Origin of the sequence: Kribbella sancticallisti, from assembly GCF_039530625.1 — a bacterium.
GTDB classification, from domain to species: domain Bacteria; phylum Actinomycetota; class Actinomycetes; order Propionibacteriales; family Kribbellaceae; genus Kribbella; species Kribbella sancticallisti.
The window spans coordinates 261,036-276,128 of record NZ_BAAAOS010000017.1; the positions used below are offsets into that span (position 1 = coordinate 261,036).

10 protein-coding genes are annotated in these 15,093 nt (G+C 68.5%); 4 read left to right on the forward strand and 6 right to left on the reverse strand.

Annotated elements, in window-relative coordinates; translation table 11 throughout:
- Positions 1 to 180: 180 nt before the first annotated feature.
- Positions 181 to 1,374, forward strand: coding sequence for a mannosyltransferase family protein (locus ABD255_RS08910; RefSeq protein WP_344211763.1), 1,194 nt, complete (start codon positions 181 to 183; stop codon positions 1,372 to 1,374).
- On the opposite strand, the gene ABD255_RS08915 is transcribed toward ABD255_RS08910, so the two are convergent.
- Both ABD255_RS08915 and ABD255_RS08920 read right to left on the reverse strand, forming a co-directional pair.
- Positions 1,352 to 2,596 carry a transglutaminase domain-containing protein gene (locus tag ABD255_RS08915; protein WP_344211765.1) on the reverse strand — a complete coding sequence of 415 codons (1,245 nt, stop codon included), beginning with the start codon at positions 2,594 to 2,596 and terminating at the stop codon, positions 1,352 to 1,354. The two genes, ABD255_RS08910 and ABD255_RS08915, sit on opposite strands and share 23 nt — an antisense overlap.
- A gap of 179 nt (positions 2,597 to 2,775) precedes the next feature.
- On the reverse strand, positions 2,776 to 6,759 hold the full coding sequence (locus tag ABD255_RS08920) for a GH92 family glycosyl hydrolase (RefSeq protein WP_344211767.1): 3,984 nt from the start codon (positions 6,757 to 6,759) through the stop codon (positions 2,776 to 2,778).
- Positions 6,760 to 7,037: 278 nt separating this feature from the next.
- On the opposite strand from ABD255_RS08920, the gene ABD255_RS08925 reads away from it, so the two are divergent.
- Together ABD255_RS08925 and ABD255_RS08930 are read left to right on the forward strand one after the other, a co-directional pair.
- Positions 7,038 to 7,955, forward strand: coding sequence for an NAD-dependent epimerase/dehydratase family protein (locus ABD255_RS08925; RefSeq protein WP_344211769.1), 918 nt, complete (start codon positions 7,038 to 7,040; stop codon positions 7,953 to 7,955).
- Complete coding sequence (locus tag ABD255_RS08930; protein ID WP_344211771.1) at positions 7,931 to 10,201, forward strand: glycosyltransferase family 2 protein; 2,271 nt, start codon at positions 7,931 to 7,933, stop codon at positions 10,199 to 10,201. The genes ABD255_RS08925 and ABD255_RS08930 overlap by 25 nt, the downstream gene beginning before the upstream one ends.
- Here the strand turns inward: ABD255_RS08930 and ABD255_RS08935 are convergent.
- Positions 10,125 to 10,844 carry a class I SAM-dependent methyltransferase gene (locus tag ABD255_RS08935; RefSeq protein WP_344211773.1) on the reverse strand — a complete coding sequence of 240 codons (720 nt, stop codon included), beginning with the start codon at positions 10,842 to 10,844 and terminating at the stop codon, positions 10,125 to 10,127. The two genes, ABD255_RS08930 and ABD255_RS08935, sit on opposite strands and share 77 nt — an antisense overlap.
- Before the next feature lie 147 nt (positions 10,845 to 10,991).
- Here ABD255_RS08935 and ABD255_RS08940 point away from each other — a divergent pair, with 147 nt between their 5' ends.
- Positions 10,992 to 12,149: an NAD-dependent epimerase/dehydratase family protein gene (locus ABD255_RS08940; RefSeq protein WP_344211775.1), complete on the forward strand. Its 1,158-nt coding sequence runs from the start codon at positions 10,992 to 10,994 to the stop codon at positions 12,147 to 12,149.
- A gap of 10 nt (positions 12,150 to 12,159) precedes the next feature.
- On the opposite strand, the gene ABD255_RS08945 is transcribed toward ABD255_RS08940, so the two are convergent.
- Genes ABD255_RS08945 through ABD255_RS08955 form a run of 3 tightly spaced genes read right to left on the reverse strand, consistent with a single transcriptional unit; the run spans position 12,160 to position 15,083 of the window.
- Positions 12,160 to 12,891, reverse strand: a complete 732-nt coding sequence (locus ABD255_RS08945; protein ID WP_344211776.1) for a methyltransferase domain-containing protein — start codon at positions 12,889 to 12,891, stop codon at positions 12,160 to 12,162.
- A gap of 52 nt (positions 12,892 to 12,943) precedes the next feature.
- The gene (locus tag ABD255_RS08950) at positions 12,944 to 13,945 is read right to left on the reverse strand and encodes an alanine racemase (RefSeq protein WP_344211778.1); all 1,002 of its coding nucleotides are present in this window, start codon (positions 13,943 to 13,945) and stop codon (positions 12,944 to 12,946) included.
- Between the two features lie 7 nt (positions 13,946 to 13,952).
- Positions 13,953 to 15,083, reverse strand: a complete 1,131-nt coding sequence (locus ABD255_RS08955) for a lipid II:glycine glycyltransferase FemX (protein WP_344211780.1) — start codon at positions 15,081 to 15,083, stop codon at positions 13,953 to 13,955.
- Between the last annotated feature and the right edge of the window lie 10 nt (positions 15,084 to 15,093).

Sequence of the window (15,093 nt, forward strand, 5' to 3'; positions counted from 1 at the left end):
CCGTCGGCGATCATGGCGGCCGGGGTGGTCGTGGTGGTGGCTGGTGGGGTGGTCGGGCGCAGTCGGTCGCGCCGGTCGCGGTGAAGGGCTTGGCCGGGGCATGAGGCACCATGGTCGGTGTGAGTGCGGGTAGGCGGTTCGTTGCGTGGTGGCTGGGTTCTGCGCAGAAACGGGCGCCTGGTGGTTGCTGAGCGGGCGGTGGCGGAGGACGAGCAGCCGCGGCGGGCCAAGCGCGCCCGGGACGCCGGCCGGCTGCGGGAGTTGATGCCGGACCTGCTGGCCCGGGAGACGCTCGGATGGTGGCTGGTCACCCGGATCGGGATCTTCCTGATCTCGGTGTCGGCGCCGTTGCTGTTCAACCCGGGCGACAACTACCCGAAGGTCTGGCGGGCCTGGATCCAGTGGGACGTCCCGCACTTCACCGCGATCGCGGAGTTCGGCTACGACAAGGGCGAGCCTTCGGGTGCTCCGCTCGCGGCGTTCTTCCCCGGCCTGCCGTTCCTGATGCGGATCGTCGGCTCGATCGGGATCGGCCCGGTCGCGGCCGGTGTCGTGATCTCCCTGGTCACCAGCGCGGTGGCGGGGATCGCGCTGGCCAGGCTGGCGCAGTACGAGTTTCCCCAGTTGGCGAACTTCGGGCCGAAGGCCGCGCTGATCTGGTTCACGGCTCCGGTCGGGGTGTTCCTGGCCGCGCCGTACACCGAGGCGCTGTTCTGTGCCTTCGCCTTCCCCGGCTGGCTGGCGGCGCGGCAGGGCCGGTGGGCGAAGGCGGCGATCTTCGTCGCGCTGGCCTCGACCGTGCGGGTGTCGGGCATCTTCCTGGCCTTCGCGCTGGTGGTCGAGTTCATCACCTCGAAGAAGCGGGACTGGCCGTCCATCCCGTTTCTGGCGTTGCCGGCGGTGCCGGTGCTCGCCTTCATGGCCTACCTGAAGCAGATCCACGGCTCGTGGTTCGCCTGGCAGGAAGCGCAGGAGAAGGGCTGGGCCCGCGAGTTCACCGAGCCGTGGGTCTCGGTGCGGCACACCTTCGACGCCGCGAGCACGGGCTACTTCGCCGGGGATCGCAGCGACTGGACGTGGATGTTCCGGGCCGAACTCGTCGCGCTGTTCGTCGGCCTGGCGCTGCTCGTCTGGCTGCTCCGGCGCCGGTCGTGGGGGGAGGCCGCCTGGGTGGGGAGCACGGTCGCCGCGTTCGTCACGTCGTACTGGGTCTTCTCGCTGACCCGGGCCACCCTGCTGTGGTGGCCGCTGTGGATCGGTCTCGCGGTCCTGGTCGAACGAAGACCCTGGCTGGCCCGCCTCTACCTGGCGGTGGCGATACCCCTCTTCGCGATCTGGGCGGCCGCCTTCTTCATCGGCCGCTGGAGCGGCTGACGTAGCTGAACCGCTGCGGCGCGGTCTCCCCGTACGGCGTAACGATGGTGGCGGTGAGCTCGTGGACTCCCGGGGTCAGGTCGAGCGGCCATTCGCCGTCGTGGAGGAGATCCGGGCCGAGCCGGATCCCGGTGCCATAGGGATGCGCGTGGGTGAAGCGGACCGTGGGGTTGGTACCCCGTCCGCCGATGCCGGTGGTGATGGCCGAGAGGCGGGGGTAGGCGAGGTCGCCGTCGCGCAGCAGGCGCGGAGTACGGATGGTGCGTTGCTCCTGGAAGACCGGTGCGAACGAGCCCTCCGACCAGGTGTAGCCCGTGGTCGAGGCGGAGGCGAAGTACGAGAACCAGCCGGCGGCTTGTGCGTTCGTGAGCGGTTCCACGTCGCCCGCCCCGACGAACGCCGGTACTTCGGCCGACCGCTGCAACTCCCGGACGCCGAGCGGGTGGCCGCCGGCATCGACCCAGTACGACCCGTTCTGCCCGTCCAGCAGCACCCACCGGTCCAGGTCGTCGATCCAGGCCTCGCTCACGACATGGCCGCGCCCGACGCCGACGTGGTGGTCGGCCTGCCGCAGATCCACCCGCCGCGAAGGAATCCGTACTGCGTTCAGCGCCTGGCTGAGCACGATCGAATACTCGGCACAGGCGAACCGGGCCCCGGCCTCCACTCGTTCGAGCACGTTCAGCGCGTCCGGGTCCTCGACATGGTCGTTCGCGTGGTCCCACTGGGCGTGCACCCAGGCCAGCATCCGCCGGGCTGTCTCCCAGGCCGACGGCGACGGCCTGGGCAGTCGAGCGAGCAGTGGGGCCAGGCGGTCCGGCGCGATCGTGTAGAGCTCGACCGGCAGTGCGGGGCCGGGTTCAGGCCAGTCGGTGAGCTCTACCAGCGGCTGCGGAACGTTAGCCCGCATGCGCTCCCGCAACGAAGGCCAGGCGGCGTCGGCACCGAACAGCTTCTCCAGCTCGCCCTCGAACAGCTCCGGCTGGCTGAGGCCAGCGGCAACGGCCTCCTCCAGTAGCGCAATCGCATTGGGCGCCCCTAGTCGTCTGGCCGCCACAGCGACTGCAGGAGCCCACAGATGCACCCACCACTGCTCGTCGGTCCGCAGCTCTCTGACCAGCTCCAGCAGCGGGCGGTCCTCCCCGTCGCGGACCAGCTGCTCTGCCCTGAGTCGCAGCTCGGCCAGTTCACGAGGCGGTAGGTCGTCCACGAGCTCGGTCACCCGCCCATCATCGACGTGTCCACGATGTGGACAGTTTCGGGTCAAGGCAACCTATCGCGCGCCTCGCTCGTCAGTAGGGAGGAAGGGGTGGCAGGCCGGGCGGGGTCGCCACCCCTCCACTTCTTCAGAAGTGACGTCCGGCGGAACCCCTCAGGGGCGGGTTCCGCCGGACGTTTGTTTCACCCGTAGTTCCGGTCGATCGACTGCGACGGAGTCGGGCTCGGCTGGGTCTTGGCCACCCGCTGGTCGCTCGGGTGGGTCCCGGGCTCGACGCCCTTCAACGTGCCGAGCAGTTCGAGCTCGGACAGCGTCACCCCATCAGCACCCGCCGCCGGAGTCATCACCAGCCGGTACTGCGTGTACGCCTTGGGCGAGGCGATGCTGAACGACCTGGTGTACGCCGGGAACGCCCACGTCTGCCCGGACCGCTTGTCCACCTGCGACCAGGTGGTGCCGTCGGTCGAACCCTCCAGCACCCACGCCGCCGGCGCAGTACCGGTGTTTCCGCTGGTCAGGCTGTACATCGCCACCGGGCGACCCTGCTGCAACTGAACCGTCACGGTCGGGGTGGCGCCGGTCAGCGTGACCTGCTTCTTGGAGTCGTTGTCGGTCAGCGCGGACACGTCCACGCCGCCGGCCGCGGTGACGGCGCCCTCGTCCTCGGTCGAGTCCCGCCACGTCTTCGGGTCCTCGCCCGGGGTGGTGATCGACGGCGGCGCGTCCTTGCGGCCGGTGCCCCAGGCGGCCGGCTGGTCGGTCATGTCGAACTCGATCTTGCCGCCCTCGGCGATCAGGTCGTGCGGCAGCGAGGTCGAGGTCCACTTCTTGCCGTTGACCTTGACGCCCTGGACGTACTTGTTGGTCGCGCTGTTCTTCGGCGCGCTGACCACCAGCTTCTTGCCGTTGCCCAGCCGCACCGTCGCCTTGGTGAACAGCGGCGCCCCGATCGCGTACGTCGGGGAGCCGACCTGCAGCGGGTAGAACCCGAGCATGCTGAACAGGTACCAGGCCGACATCTCGCCGTTGTCCTCGTCGCCCGGGTAGCCCTGGCCGATCTCCGACCCGAGGTAGAGCCGGTCGAGGACCTCCCGGACCTTCTCCTGCGTCTTGGCCGGCTGGCCTGCGAAGTTGTACATGTACGCGATGTGGTGCGAGGGCTGGTTGCTGTGGCCGTACTGGCCCATCCGGACATCACGCGCCTCGAGCATCTCGTGGATCGTGCCGCCGTAGCCGCCGGTGTGCAACGCGTCCTCCGGGGTGGTGAAGAACTCGTCGAGCTTCTTCCCCAGGCCGTCGCGACCGCCGTACAGGGCGGCCAGGCCGGCGCCGTCCTGCGGGACCGAGAAGGCCATGTTCCAGGCGTTGGTCTCGGTGTAGTCGTGACCCCAGTCGCGCGGGTCGAAGGTGCTCGGCGAGTTGCCCCAGACGCCGTCGGGTCCCTTGCCCTGGAAGAAGTTCAGCGTCGGGTCGAACAGCGTGACGTAGTTGCGGGCCCGGTTCAGGTAGTACTGGTAGTTGTCCAGGTACTCCTGCTTGCGCGGGTCGCTCTTCTTCGCCGCGTCGTACAGCGCCTTCGACATGTTCGCGATGCCGTAGTCGTTGATGTAGCCGTCCATCGACCAGCTGAAGCCCTCACCGGTGGTGTTGGCCGTGTAGCCGTTGAAGATGCCGAGGTCCAGGCCCTTGCGCCCGACGTTCGCCGTCGGCGGCCGGACAGCCGCGTTCTTGAGCGCGGCGTCGTACGTCGCCTGGACGTCGATGCCCTTGATCCCCTTGAGGTAGGCGTCGGCGAAAGCGACGTCCGAGCTGGTGCCGACCATCAGGTTGGCGTAGCCCGGGGAGGACCAGCGGGAGATCCAGCCGCCGTCCTTGTACTGCTGGACGAATCCGTTCACCAGGTCGGCCGCCTCGTTCTGCGCGAACAGGCTGTACGCCGGCCAGACGGTCCGGTAGGTGTCCCAGAACCCGTTGTTCACATAGGTCTGGCCGGACACGATCTTCGAGCCAGTGGTCGTCGGCGTGTCCGTGCCGACCTTGGGCGACACCGGCGAGGCGTAGCTGATCACGGGCTTCTTGGCGGTGCCGGTGTTCTCCGAGCCGTTGTTCGGGTAGAGGAACAGCCGGTACAGGTTCGAGTAGATCGTGGTCAGCTGGTCGGCGCTGGCACCCTCGACCTCGATCGTGCTCAGCTTCTCTTCCCAGGCTTCCTGCGCGGCGTCGCGGACCTTGTCGAAGCGGCTGCCCTCGGCGAGCTCGAGCTCCAGGTTCTTCTTCGCCTGCGCGGTGCCGATCAGCGAGGTCGCGATCCGCAGCTGTACCTGCTTCACCTTCGGGTCGAAGGAGAAGTAGCCGCCGACGTTCGCGCCGCCACCGTTCGCCAGCTTGCCGCTGGCAACCACCTTCTGGTCGACCACGCCATACACGAAGAGACGGCCGGCGCCGGTGGACAGCCCGCTCTTGACGTCGCTGTAGCCGGTCACCACGCCGGTCTCGGCGTCGAGAGTGAGGCCGCCGAGGTTGCTCGTGTTGTCGAACACCAGCGACGCCTGGCCGGCCGGGAAGGAGAAGCGCAGCATCGCCGCGTGGTCCGTCGGGGTCAGCTCGACCGCGTTGCCGTTGTCGAAGGTGACGCCGTAGTAGTACGGCTTGGCGATCTCGTTGTCGTGGCTGAACGCCCAGGCCCGGGCCTTGCGGTCCGCGGTCGGCGTGGCCGCGCCGGTGACGACCTGGGGCATCACCTGGAAGGTCTGCCGGTCACCCATCCACGGGCTCGGCTCGTGGCTGATCGAGAACGCCTGGATCTCCGGCTTGTTCTGCTCATTGTTGCCCTTGGCGTAGTCGTACAGCCAGGAGATCGAGCCGGCGTTCGTCACCGGCGTCCAGAAGTTGAAGCCGTGCGGCACCGCGGTCGCCGGGAAGTTGTTGCCCCGGGAGAAGCCGCCGGTGGAGTTCGTCCCGCGGGTGGTGATCGCCAGGTCCGACGGGTGCTTGCGTGCGGTCTTCTGCGCGGCAGTGTCATCAGTGGCCGGGTTGGCTGTGCTTTTGCTGATCCGCACGTCGTCGATCCAGCCGCGGAAGTCGGCCGGGCCGCTCGGCTTGTCGTAGCCGACCAGGATCCGCTTCACCGTCTTGCCGGCCGCTACCGTGCCCAGGTCGGCCTCGATGTTGTTCCACTGGTTCGTGGACAGGCCCTTCGCGTCGCCCTGACCGCGCGGGCTGAGCTCGAAGCCGTGGTGGTCCTTCGCCTTGAGGTCGCTCAGGTAGGTGCCGTCGTCGAAGGCGAGGTCCAGCGCCGCGAAGGTGCTCGGGTAGCTCAGGTCGCCCTCGACGTGCTCGGGGAAGATCTTGTACGACAGGCGAGTGTCCTTGCCGACCTTCAGGTCCACGTCGGCGACCTTGTTCCAGGTGTACCCGCGGCCCTCGGCGGTCTGGTGGCCGGCGTACCGGAAGGACTTCACGCCGGTGAAGCCGGTCCGGGCGCGGGCGTTGTAGGCGCTGGTCGGGCCGGAGTCCAGGCGCGACTCGGCCACCTCACCCGGAGGCGGCAGCGGGGCGCCGTTCGAGATGTACCAGTCGGCCAGTTGGACGATGTTCTCGCCGTGGTTCAGGGTCACGTCCAGCTTGAAGAAGGTGTACGCCGTGTCGTTGGCGAAGGTGTACTCCTTCGTCTGGAACCGGTTCTCGAAGCTCTCGCCGGTCCTGGTGTCCAGCGTGGTCCAGGTGGTGCCGTCGTTCGAGCCGGAGACGGTCCAGTTCTGCGGGTCGCGGCCGTCGGCGTCGTTCGCCGAGGTCAGCGCGTACTTCCGGATCGTGACCGGGGCCGAGGTCTGGTAAACCAACCAACCGGTTGGTTGGAAGACCAGCCACTTGGTGAACTTGTCCCCGTCGGCCGCGTTCGTCGCGATCTCACCGCCACCGGTGTTCTCACCGTTCGCGGTCACCGTGGTGACCTTGTCCATCTCGCTGCCGCCGATCCCGGTCGGCGTCGGGCCCTGGACGCCGTCGGTCCGGGGTTTCCCGTCCGGGCCGGTCTCGACTTCGTCGGTGTAGCCGGGCTGCGGCTGGCCCGGTTCGAAGGAGGTGAAGAACGATGTGGACCCGGCCGCGGGCGGCTGGGTGGCGGCCTGAGACTCGATCGGTTCGGCGGCGCTTGCTGACGTCATGGCAGTCATTGTCACAACAAGCCCGAGAGACGTGACGAGCCCCAGGGGGCGGCGGAAGTTCATCTACGGCTCCTTGCACGGCAGACCGGCCGCCGGAGCCACGTTCGATGGGTCCGGTGACCGAGATGTTTACGCGGCCCCGATGACAAGGTTGTCAGCCCGCGTCCGGGGTGATCCTGCCCATCATGATCACCCGTGGTCAAGGGTTCGTCGCGGACCGTTCGTGCAGCAGACCCGGATCTGCGCTCGCGGGTGGCCCCTTCGGTAGGTTGGCAGGTATGGACGGATACGACGACAGGGTGCTCGTGACGGGCGCGTCCGGCTTCATCGGCCGGGCCGTGGTCGCCGCGCTGCGGCAGCGGGACATCCCCGTGACGGCAGTGGACCGGAATCCGCCCGACCCCTCCTGGGACGCCGGCGTCACGGCGATCACCGGCGATTTGGCCGACCAGGAGGTGTGCATCGCGGCCTTCGAGACCCGGCCGCGCGCGGTGGTCCACCTGGCCGCGATGACGTCGGTACTGCGCTCCGTCGACGCGCCGATGAAGACGTTCGCGGAGAACGTGACGATCACCCAGGTCCTGCTCGAGCTGTCCCGGGGCAGCGGTGTGGGCAGCTTCGTGATGGCGTCCACGAACGCCGTCGTCGGGAATGTCGGGACCGAGACCATCACCGCCGACCTGCCCCTGCGCCCGCTCACGCCGTACGGCGGGACCAAGGCGGCATGCGAGATGCTGCTCTCGGCGTACTCCGGCAGCTACGGCCTGGCGACGGCGGCTCTGCGGTTCACCAACGTCTACGGCCCGGGCATGGCGCACAAGGACAGCTTCGTGCCGCGGATGATGCGCGCGGCGCTGGCCGGAGAAGGCGTCCGCGTGTACGGCGACGGCCTGCAGCGGCGGGACCTCGTCTACATCGACGACGTGGTCGCGGGCGTGCTCCTGGCCCTGGAGACCCAGTACGACGGCCGGGCGATCATCGGCTCAGGTGACTCCGTGTCGGTGATGGACATGCTCGAGGCAGTCCGCGCGGTCTCGGGTGCTGCCGTCCCGGCAGAGCACGTGGACGCCCAGGCCGGGGAGATGCCGGCAGTGGTGGTCGACGTGTCCGCGAGCGCAGAGAAGCTCGGCTACCGGCCGACTGTGACGCTGAAGGACGGCTTGGCTCGGACGTGGCAGTACTTCCGGCAACAGTGAAGAGGGCGCTCAGAACGCACTGGTTGCTGGCCATCTTCCTGGTGGCCGGCTTGGCGCTTCGTGTCCTGGCGGCCATCGCCTACCGGCCGTCAATCATCTACACCGACTCGGTGCAGTACCTGAAGAACATGGAGGAGCTGAAGCCCGACCAGCTCAACCCCATCGGCTACGACTTCGTACTGCGCCCTCTGGTCGACCTCGGCGGCCTGACGGGCGTCGTGATCGTCCAGCACCTGGCGGGTCTGGGCATAGGCATCGCCATCTACGCCTTGGCCCGGCGGCTCGGCGTCTACCGCTGGCTCGCCGCACTGGCCGCCGCACCGATCCTGCTCGACGCCTACCAGGTGCAGATCGAGCAGAACATCATGGCTGAAACCACTTTCGACGTACTGCTCGTCGCGATCCTCTGGATCCTGCTTGGCTGGGGTAAGCCGGGCTGGAAGCGAGCAGGGTTGGCCGGGCTGCTCCTGGGCGCCGCGTTCGCAGTACGCACGATCGGCCTGACCCTGATCGTTCCTGTGCTCCTGTACCTCGTCGTGGTCGGCTCGGCCTGGCGCCACCGCCGCACCCAACTCGTACTGCGTACCGGTGCCGCGCTGGCCGGATTCGCTCTCGTCCTGGTCGCCTACGCCGGCAACTTCCACTCTGAGACCGGTAGGTGGGCGATCTCGGGCGCGGAGAACCAGGTCCTCTACGGGCGGACCGCAGTGGTCGCCGACTGCGCCAAGCTGCCGCTCAACGAGGGCACCAGGTTGTTCTGCCCGAAGGAGCCGCTGGGGCAACGTCTCGGCGTCGACAAGTACGCGCACAACCACTACGGCGATCCGAACTGGCCGGGCCCGCTACCACCGGGGACTACCAAGCAGCAGTTGGCCGAGGAGTTCAGCGGGCTGGTGATCCGGCATCAGCCGTTCGACGTGGCCTGGGCCGCTTTCAAGGACTTCCTGAAGGGATTCGCTCCCACCAGGACGACCTCGCCGGACGACGTACCGCTGGAGCGGTGGCAGTTCCAGTTGACCTATCCGAACCTGGATGACCCGGACACGGTCGAGGCCTCGCAGCGGTGGGGCGGGATGCCGCCGCACGTCAACCACGATCCTGCGGCGATCCTCAGGGCTTACCAGCTGAACGGTGGCTACACCTCCGGGTTGGCACTCGGGATAGCCGTGCTGATCGCTCTAGCAGCCGTGGCCGGTCTCGGCCGAGCCAGGAAGTCCGGTCTTCGCTCTGCCGCACTCCTACCCGTTGCGGGCGGGTTGATCCTGCTGCTCGGCTCTGCTGCCTTCGAGTTCTCCTGGCGCTATCAGCTGCCCGGGTTGGTGCTGTTCCCGCTGGCGGGAGCGATCGGGCTGCGCGCGCTGCTGGGGGCCGACCAGGGACGACCGGCCATGGCCAACTACCCGGACAAGGTGGACTCCGAGGCGCTGGAGGACTTCCGCGAACGTCATGGCGAGCCGGCCTTCGCGCCGCTCGTCGTGGTGATTGCCGCCTACAACGAAGCCGGCGGGATCGGCCCGGTGCTGGCGAACATGCCGAAGACGTGCGCGGGTCTGCCCGTCGACGTCTTGGTGGTCGTGGATGGGGCCGAGGACAACACTGCCGAGATCGCCGCCGCCCAGGGGGCCTACGTGTGTATCGCCCCGAGCAATCGTGGCCAAGGTGCGGCGCTCCGGTTGGGGTATCACCTTGCCGGGCAGGGCGGAGCGCAGTACGTGGCCACTACGGACGCGGACGGGCAGTACGACAACGATGAGCTCGACGCGCTGCTGAAGCCGATCCTGGACGGGCAGGCCGACTTCGTCACCGGTTCACGCCGCCTGGGTGAGGAGGACGCGGACAGCAGGTTGCGCTGGCTCGGAGTACGGGTTTTCGCCGTACTGGCGTCGGTTCTGACCAGGCGGAAACTCACCGACACGTCGTTCGGGTTCCGGGCGATGCGGGCCGAGCTGGCCTGCTCGGTGACGCTGCGGGAGCCGCAGTACCAGTCGTCGGAGCTGCTGCTCGGAGTGCTGGCGAGCGGAGCTCGCGTGGTCGAGTTGCCGATGACCATGCGCCGCCGCGGCGACGGGACCAGCAAGAAAGGCCCCGGTGTCGTGTACGGCGCCAACTACGCGCGGGTGATGACGACCACCTGGCTCCGCGAGTACGTGCTTGCTCGCGGCAACAAGTTCAGGCCGGCACCCGCGCCACGCACAGCACCGTCTGCCCGAACGGGACTCGGATCCGGCGCTCCACCGCCCGAGTGACCGGTACGACGAACCGGTCGTAGATCGCCACCAGCTTCGGATTCGGCGCGGTGCTGCCCCCTCGGCGGACCGCGGCCCACCAGGCGATGCCGCCGAGCAGGTTGACCGGTTTCGCGACCTCGACCTGCAGCCCGGCTCTTAGTACGGCGTCGCTGACGGTGGCCGGCGTGTACCGGCGGACGTGCCCGACACGGCGGTCGAACTCCCCGTACAACTGCTGGTAGCCGGGCACCCAGAGGACGATCGACCCGCCCGGCACCACGAGTTCGGCCAGCGATCGCAGCGCGCCGGCGTCGTCCTCGATGTGTTCCAGCACATTGATCGCGATCACCGAGTCGACCGGCTTGTCCAGGCTGAACTCGCTGCCCAGCGCCAGTTGCCGCGCCTCGACCTCGGGCCGATCGGAAAAACGGGCCGCGAGCAACTTCACCGCGTCCGGGTCGGCATCGGTGACCACCAATCGGTCCAGACCAGTGAAACCCGCCGCGAACTCGCCCAGTCCGGCGCCCACCTCGAGCACCGAGCGGCCGCAGTACGGGGAGATCAGGTCGAGTTGGTAGCGGCGGTAGCGAGGCTGATCCGCGCCGCCCTGCTCGAGGTCACGCCCGGTGGCGTTGCTGAAGGCTCCGGAATGTTCTTGCATCCAGCCCATTGTGCCCGCTGAGCCTGAACGTCGCCGGTGCGACCCGATTCACAGGAGATTGCCAGGCTTCTCCAAGGTGAATCTGGCGTCGAGTGGGTACAAATGATCAGGACAAAGGTTGTTCCCTGTCCGGAAGGTGGTCGGTCCGTGCGTGTTCTCGTCCTGGGTGGTGACGGTTACCTGGGGTGGCCGACAGCGCTGCATCTGTCCGATCAAGGGCATCAGGCAGCAGTGCTCGACAACTTCGCCCGCCGGGGGTACGACCGCGAACTGGGCGTCGACAGCCTGGTCCCGATCGAGGATCTCGACACCCGGGTCGCCGCCTGGGAAGAGGTCTCCGGACAGCGGATCGCGTCGTACGCCGGTGACCTGCTCGACGCCGACTTCGTCTACCAAGTACTCCGTGAGTTCCGGCCGGAGGCGATCGTGCACTTCGCCGAGCAGCGGGCCGCGCCGTACTCGATGATCGACCGGCAGCACGCCGTCTACACCCAGCAGAACAACGTCATCGGCACGCTGAACCTGATGTACGCGATGGCCGAGATCGACCCGGACATCCATCTGGTCAAGCTCGGCACGATGGGGGAGTACGGCACGCCCAACATCGACATCGAGGAGGGCTGGCTGGAGGTCGAGCACAACGGCCGCAAGGACCGGATGCTCTACCCGAAGAAGCCGGGCTCGTTCTACCACCTGAGCAAGGTGCACGACTCGCACAACCTGGAGTTCGGCTGCCGGGTCTGGGGTCTGCGGGTCACCGACCTGAATCAAGGCGTGGTCTACGGGCAGCAGACGCCGCAGACGATCCGCGACCCGCGGCTGGCGACCCGCTTCGACTACGACGCGGTGTTCGGCACGGTGCTGAACCGCTTCGTCATCCAGGCCGTGCTCGGTGAGCCGCTGACCGTCTACGGCACCGGCGGCCAGACCCGTGGCCTGCTGGACATCCGGGACACGGTCGAGTGCATCCGGCTTGCGGTCGAGAACCCTGCGGAGGCAGGGGAGTTCCGCGTCTTCAACCAGATGACGGAGAGCTACTCGGTCAGCGAGATCGCCGCCCTGGTCGCCGAGTGCTTCCCCGGCCCGGTCCAGGTCGATCACCTGGAGAACCCGCGGGTCGAGCAGCCCGAGCACTATTACAACGTCAAGCACACCGGCCTGGTCGGCCTCGGCCTGCAGCCGCACCTGCTGTCGGACACGCTGATCGAGTCGATGTTCGACATCGTTGCCGCGAACAAGGATCGGGTGAACCTCGGCGCGCTCCTCCCCACCGTCCGCTGGCGCGGCGGCCTCAAGAACGGCTGACCCGCGGGACTCAGCGGGTTGCGGCGACCAGCAGGATCGGGAGGACGGCGAGGAAGCGGTCGCGGCGGCCGCGGTCGGTCTGTTCGGCGAGCCAGCCGTCGGCGTCGTCGCGGGTGATCAGCGCCTTCTCGACCGCGGCCGCCGCCGCGCCTTCGAGTTGCTTCGCCAGCAGCCGATGGTCGGTGACCACCTCGGTGTGGACGACCACCTCGACGTCGTGGAAGCCGTTGTCGAGCAGCAGATCGCGGTAGCCACGTGCCGCACGAGGAGACACCGAGCGCGACTCGAGCCCGAGCAGGACCACGTCGGTCAGATCCTGGTCGTCGCTGTCGAGCATGAAGAAGCCGTAGTCCTGACCGACGAGCACGATCCGCCCGGCGGGCCGTAGTACTCGGTAGGCCTCGGCCATCGTCGGCTGTGGGTCGGCGAGGAGGTGGAACAGCCGGGCAGCGCGATAGCCGTCCACCGATTCGTCTTCCAGCGGCAGTTGATCGGATGGTGCCACGTGAAACACCGCGTCCGGAGTACGGGATCTGGCGGTGGCGATGGCGGCCGGGTCGGTGTCGACGCCGATCGCCTTGATCTGGGCCGCGGTCAACTCACCGACCGCGTGCCCGGCTCCGCAGGCGACATCGACGCAGGTGTCACCGGCGGCCAGCCCCAGCAACCGGTACGACTCCGCCCGCAACGCGAGCGCCCCCGTGGTCTGCTCGATCCGGTCCAGGAATGTCAGTTCGCCCATACCCCCACGCTCCAACCTCAAGGGCACCTGAAGTCAAGCTCCAGGTCCACGCTCAGTCCATCGACACCCGGTCGAAGACGGTGGTGGTGAAGCGGACATCGACGCCGACCTCGTCGCCGACCGCGGGTGGGGCGACCGAGGACGGCAGGAAGAGCATGCTCGCCTGCATGTGCGGGGGCTCGGCGAACCAGCGCTGCTTGCCCTCGATGGTGAACGGCGACAGCGCCATTCCGGCGGCGTCCAGGCTGCCCTTGGCCATCGCGATCGCCCGCTGCCGCACGGTGGCGGCCGCGGTTGGAGCCTCCAGGCCGACGCCGTGGGCGGTGCCACCCGACACGACCAGGATGTGGCCGTCCCCGGCGACCCGGCGCTGGCGATACCCGACGCGCTCGCCCCGGCGTACGGAATGGACGTCGAGCACGGTGGCCGCGACCGAGAAGGCGCCGCGGTCACCGAGCCAGAGGCCGGTGCCCATCCGGAGCCGGACGTCGTCGCCGATGTCGGCCAGCTTCTGGGCCGGCACGTGCGACACCCACAGCGGGCCGTTGCGGACCGCGCGGGCCGCCTTGCCGAGCTCCTGCGCCTCCCGGATGTTCGCGGACGTGCCGCCCGCGCCCATCGGGAAGTGCAGGGACCAGCCCTCGAACTTGATCCGGTCCAGGGCGTTCAGCAACATCGTGTGCCGCAGTTCGCGCGCGCCGATGCCGTGCCGGCGCATCGAGGTCTGCACCTCGATCAGCACCCGGCTGCCGGCCGGGATGGAGACCAGGTCGGCCAGCCGGCTGACCGTGTGGATGACGTTCTTGCCCTGCGGGATCTCCAGGAACGGCCGCCACGGCGAGAGCACCACGACGTCGTCCTTGAAGTCCGGCGGTACTTCGAAGTACGTGCCGACCGCGACGGTCTTGGCGCCCAGCGCGCGGGACTCGGCGAGCAACCGGGTGTTGCCGACGCCGTACCCGTTGCCCTTGGCGACCGGGATGATGTCTTGGTTCCACGTGGAACGGAGGTGGTCGCGCCAGCGGTCCGAGTCGATGTGCAGGGTCAGGGGCATGTCAGCTTCATCGCCGTCTCATGTAGAGGTCGAATGCGGTGTAGAGCGCCTTGTTCAACGGCAGATCCCACTCACCGACGTACTCGACGGCTTCGCCGCCGGTGCCGACCTTGAACTGGATCAACCCGACGTGCGGGTCGTTCGCGTCCAGGGTGTCGGTGATGCCCCGTAGGTCGTACACGGACGCACCGGATTCGAGCGCGTCCGACATCATGCGCCACTGGATCGCGTTCGATCCGCGGACGTCTCGCTTCGCGGTGGAGCTGGCTCCGTAGGAGTACCAGGAGTGCCCGCCCACCCGGACCCAGATCGTCGACGCGACCAGGTCGCCCTCGTGGTAGGCGTTGTAGAGCCGGAAGTCGCAGCAGTCGGCCGGCTGGTTCGCCATCGCCGCCTGCATCTTGGTGAAGTACGGCAGCGGCCGCGGGGTGAAGTGGTCCCGCTCGGCCGTCTCGACGTACAGCGCGTGGAAGGCCTTCAGGTCCTCCGGCGTCCCGAGGGAGACCTCGACGCCGAGCTTGGCCGACTTCTTGATGTTGCGCCGCCACTGCTGGTTCATGCCGGTGAGCAGCTCGTCCGGCGTCTTGCCGGCCAGCGGCACCTGGAACACGTACTGCGGCTGTCCCGCGGCGAAGCCCTCGCCGGTGCGCGGCGGCTTCCAGCCGAGCGCGCGCAGCTGGGCGGCCACGGTCGCGCCGGACGGCTCGATCACGTCCGGCCGGACGTCGCCGAGCTTGGGCTGCTGCCCGCTGGCGATCGCGTCCTTGATCGTCTTCGCGGTCCAGCGCCGGGTCGGCACCGGCGGACCCATCCGCAGCCCGAACGCGCCCTGCTCCTGGGTGTGCGCCGCCAGCGGCCGCAGGTACCGGCCCAGGTCGATCGCGTCCCAGTCGATCACCGGTCCCTCGGGCAGGTAGGCGAGGTAGCGCTTGACCTTCGGCATCTGCCGGTAGAGCACCAGGGCGACGCCGACCAGTTGATCCGGAGCGGCGGGATCGAACCAGCCCAGCGACTCGGCCTTCCACTCGCTCTTCACCGCCGCCCAGCCCGGGGTCTGCAGGAAGCTCGCCGAAGGCTGCGCCGCGACGTACGCGGCGTGCTGCTCGGCGGAGATGGTCCGGATGCTCAAGTCACTCACGGTCCGTCAG

Bases quoted from the DNA above. Each gene is read 5' to 3' on its own strand.
- ABD255_RS08920 (WP_344211767.1), bottom strand. From the start codon at position 6,759: ATGACGTCAGCAAGCGCCGCCGAACCGATCGAGTCTCAGGCCGCCACC.
- ABD255_RS08945 (WP_344211776.1), bottom strand. From the start codon at position 12,891: ATGGGCGAACTGACATTCCTGGACCGGATCGAGCAGACCACGGGGGCG.
- ABD255_RS08925 (WP_344211769.1), top strand. From the start codon at position 7,038: ATGGACGGATACGACGACAGGGTGCTCGTGACGGGCGCGTCCGGCTTC.
- ABD255_RS08935 (WP_344211773.1), bottom strand. From the start codon at position 10,844: ATGCAAGAACATTCCGGAGCCTTCAGCAACGCCACCGGGCGTGACCTC.
- ABD255_RS08950 (WP_344211778.1), bottom strand. From the start codon at position 13,945: ATGCCCCTGACCCTGCACATCGACTCGGACCGCTGGCGCGACCACCTC.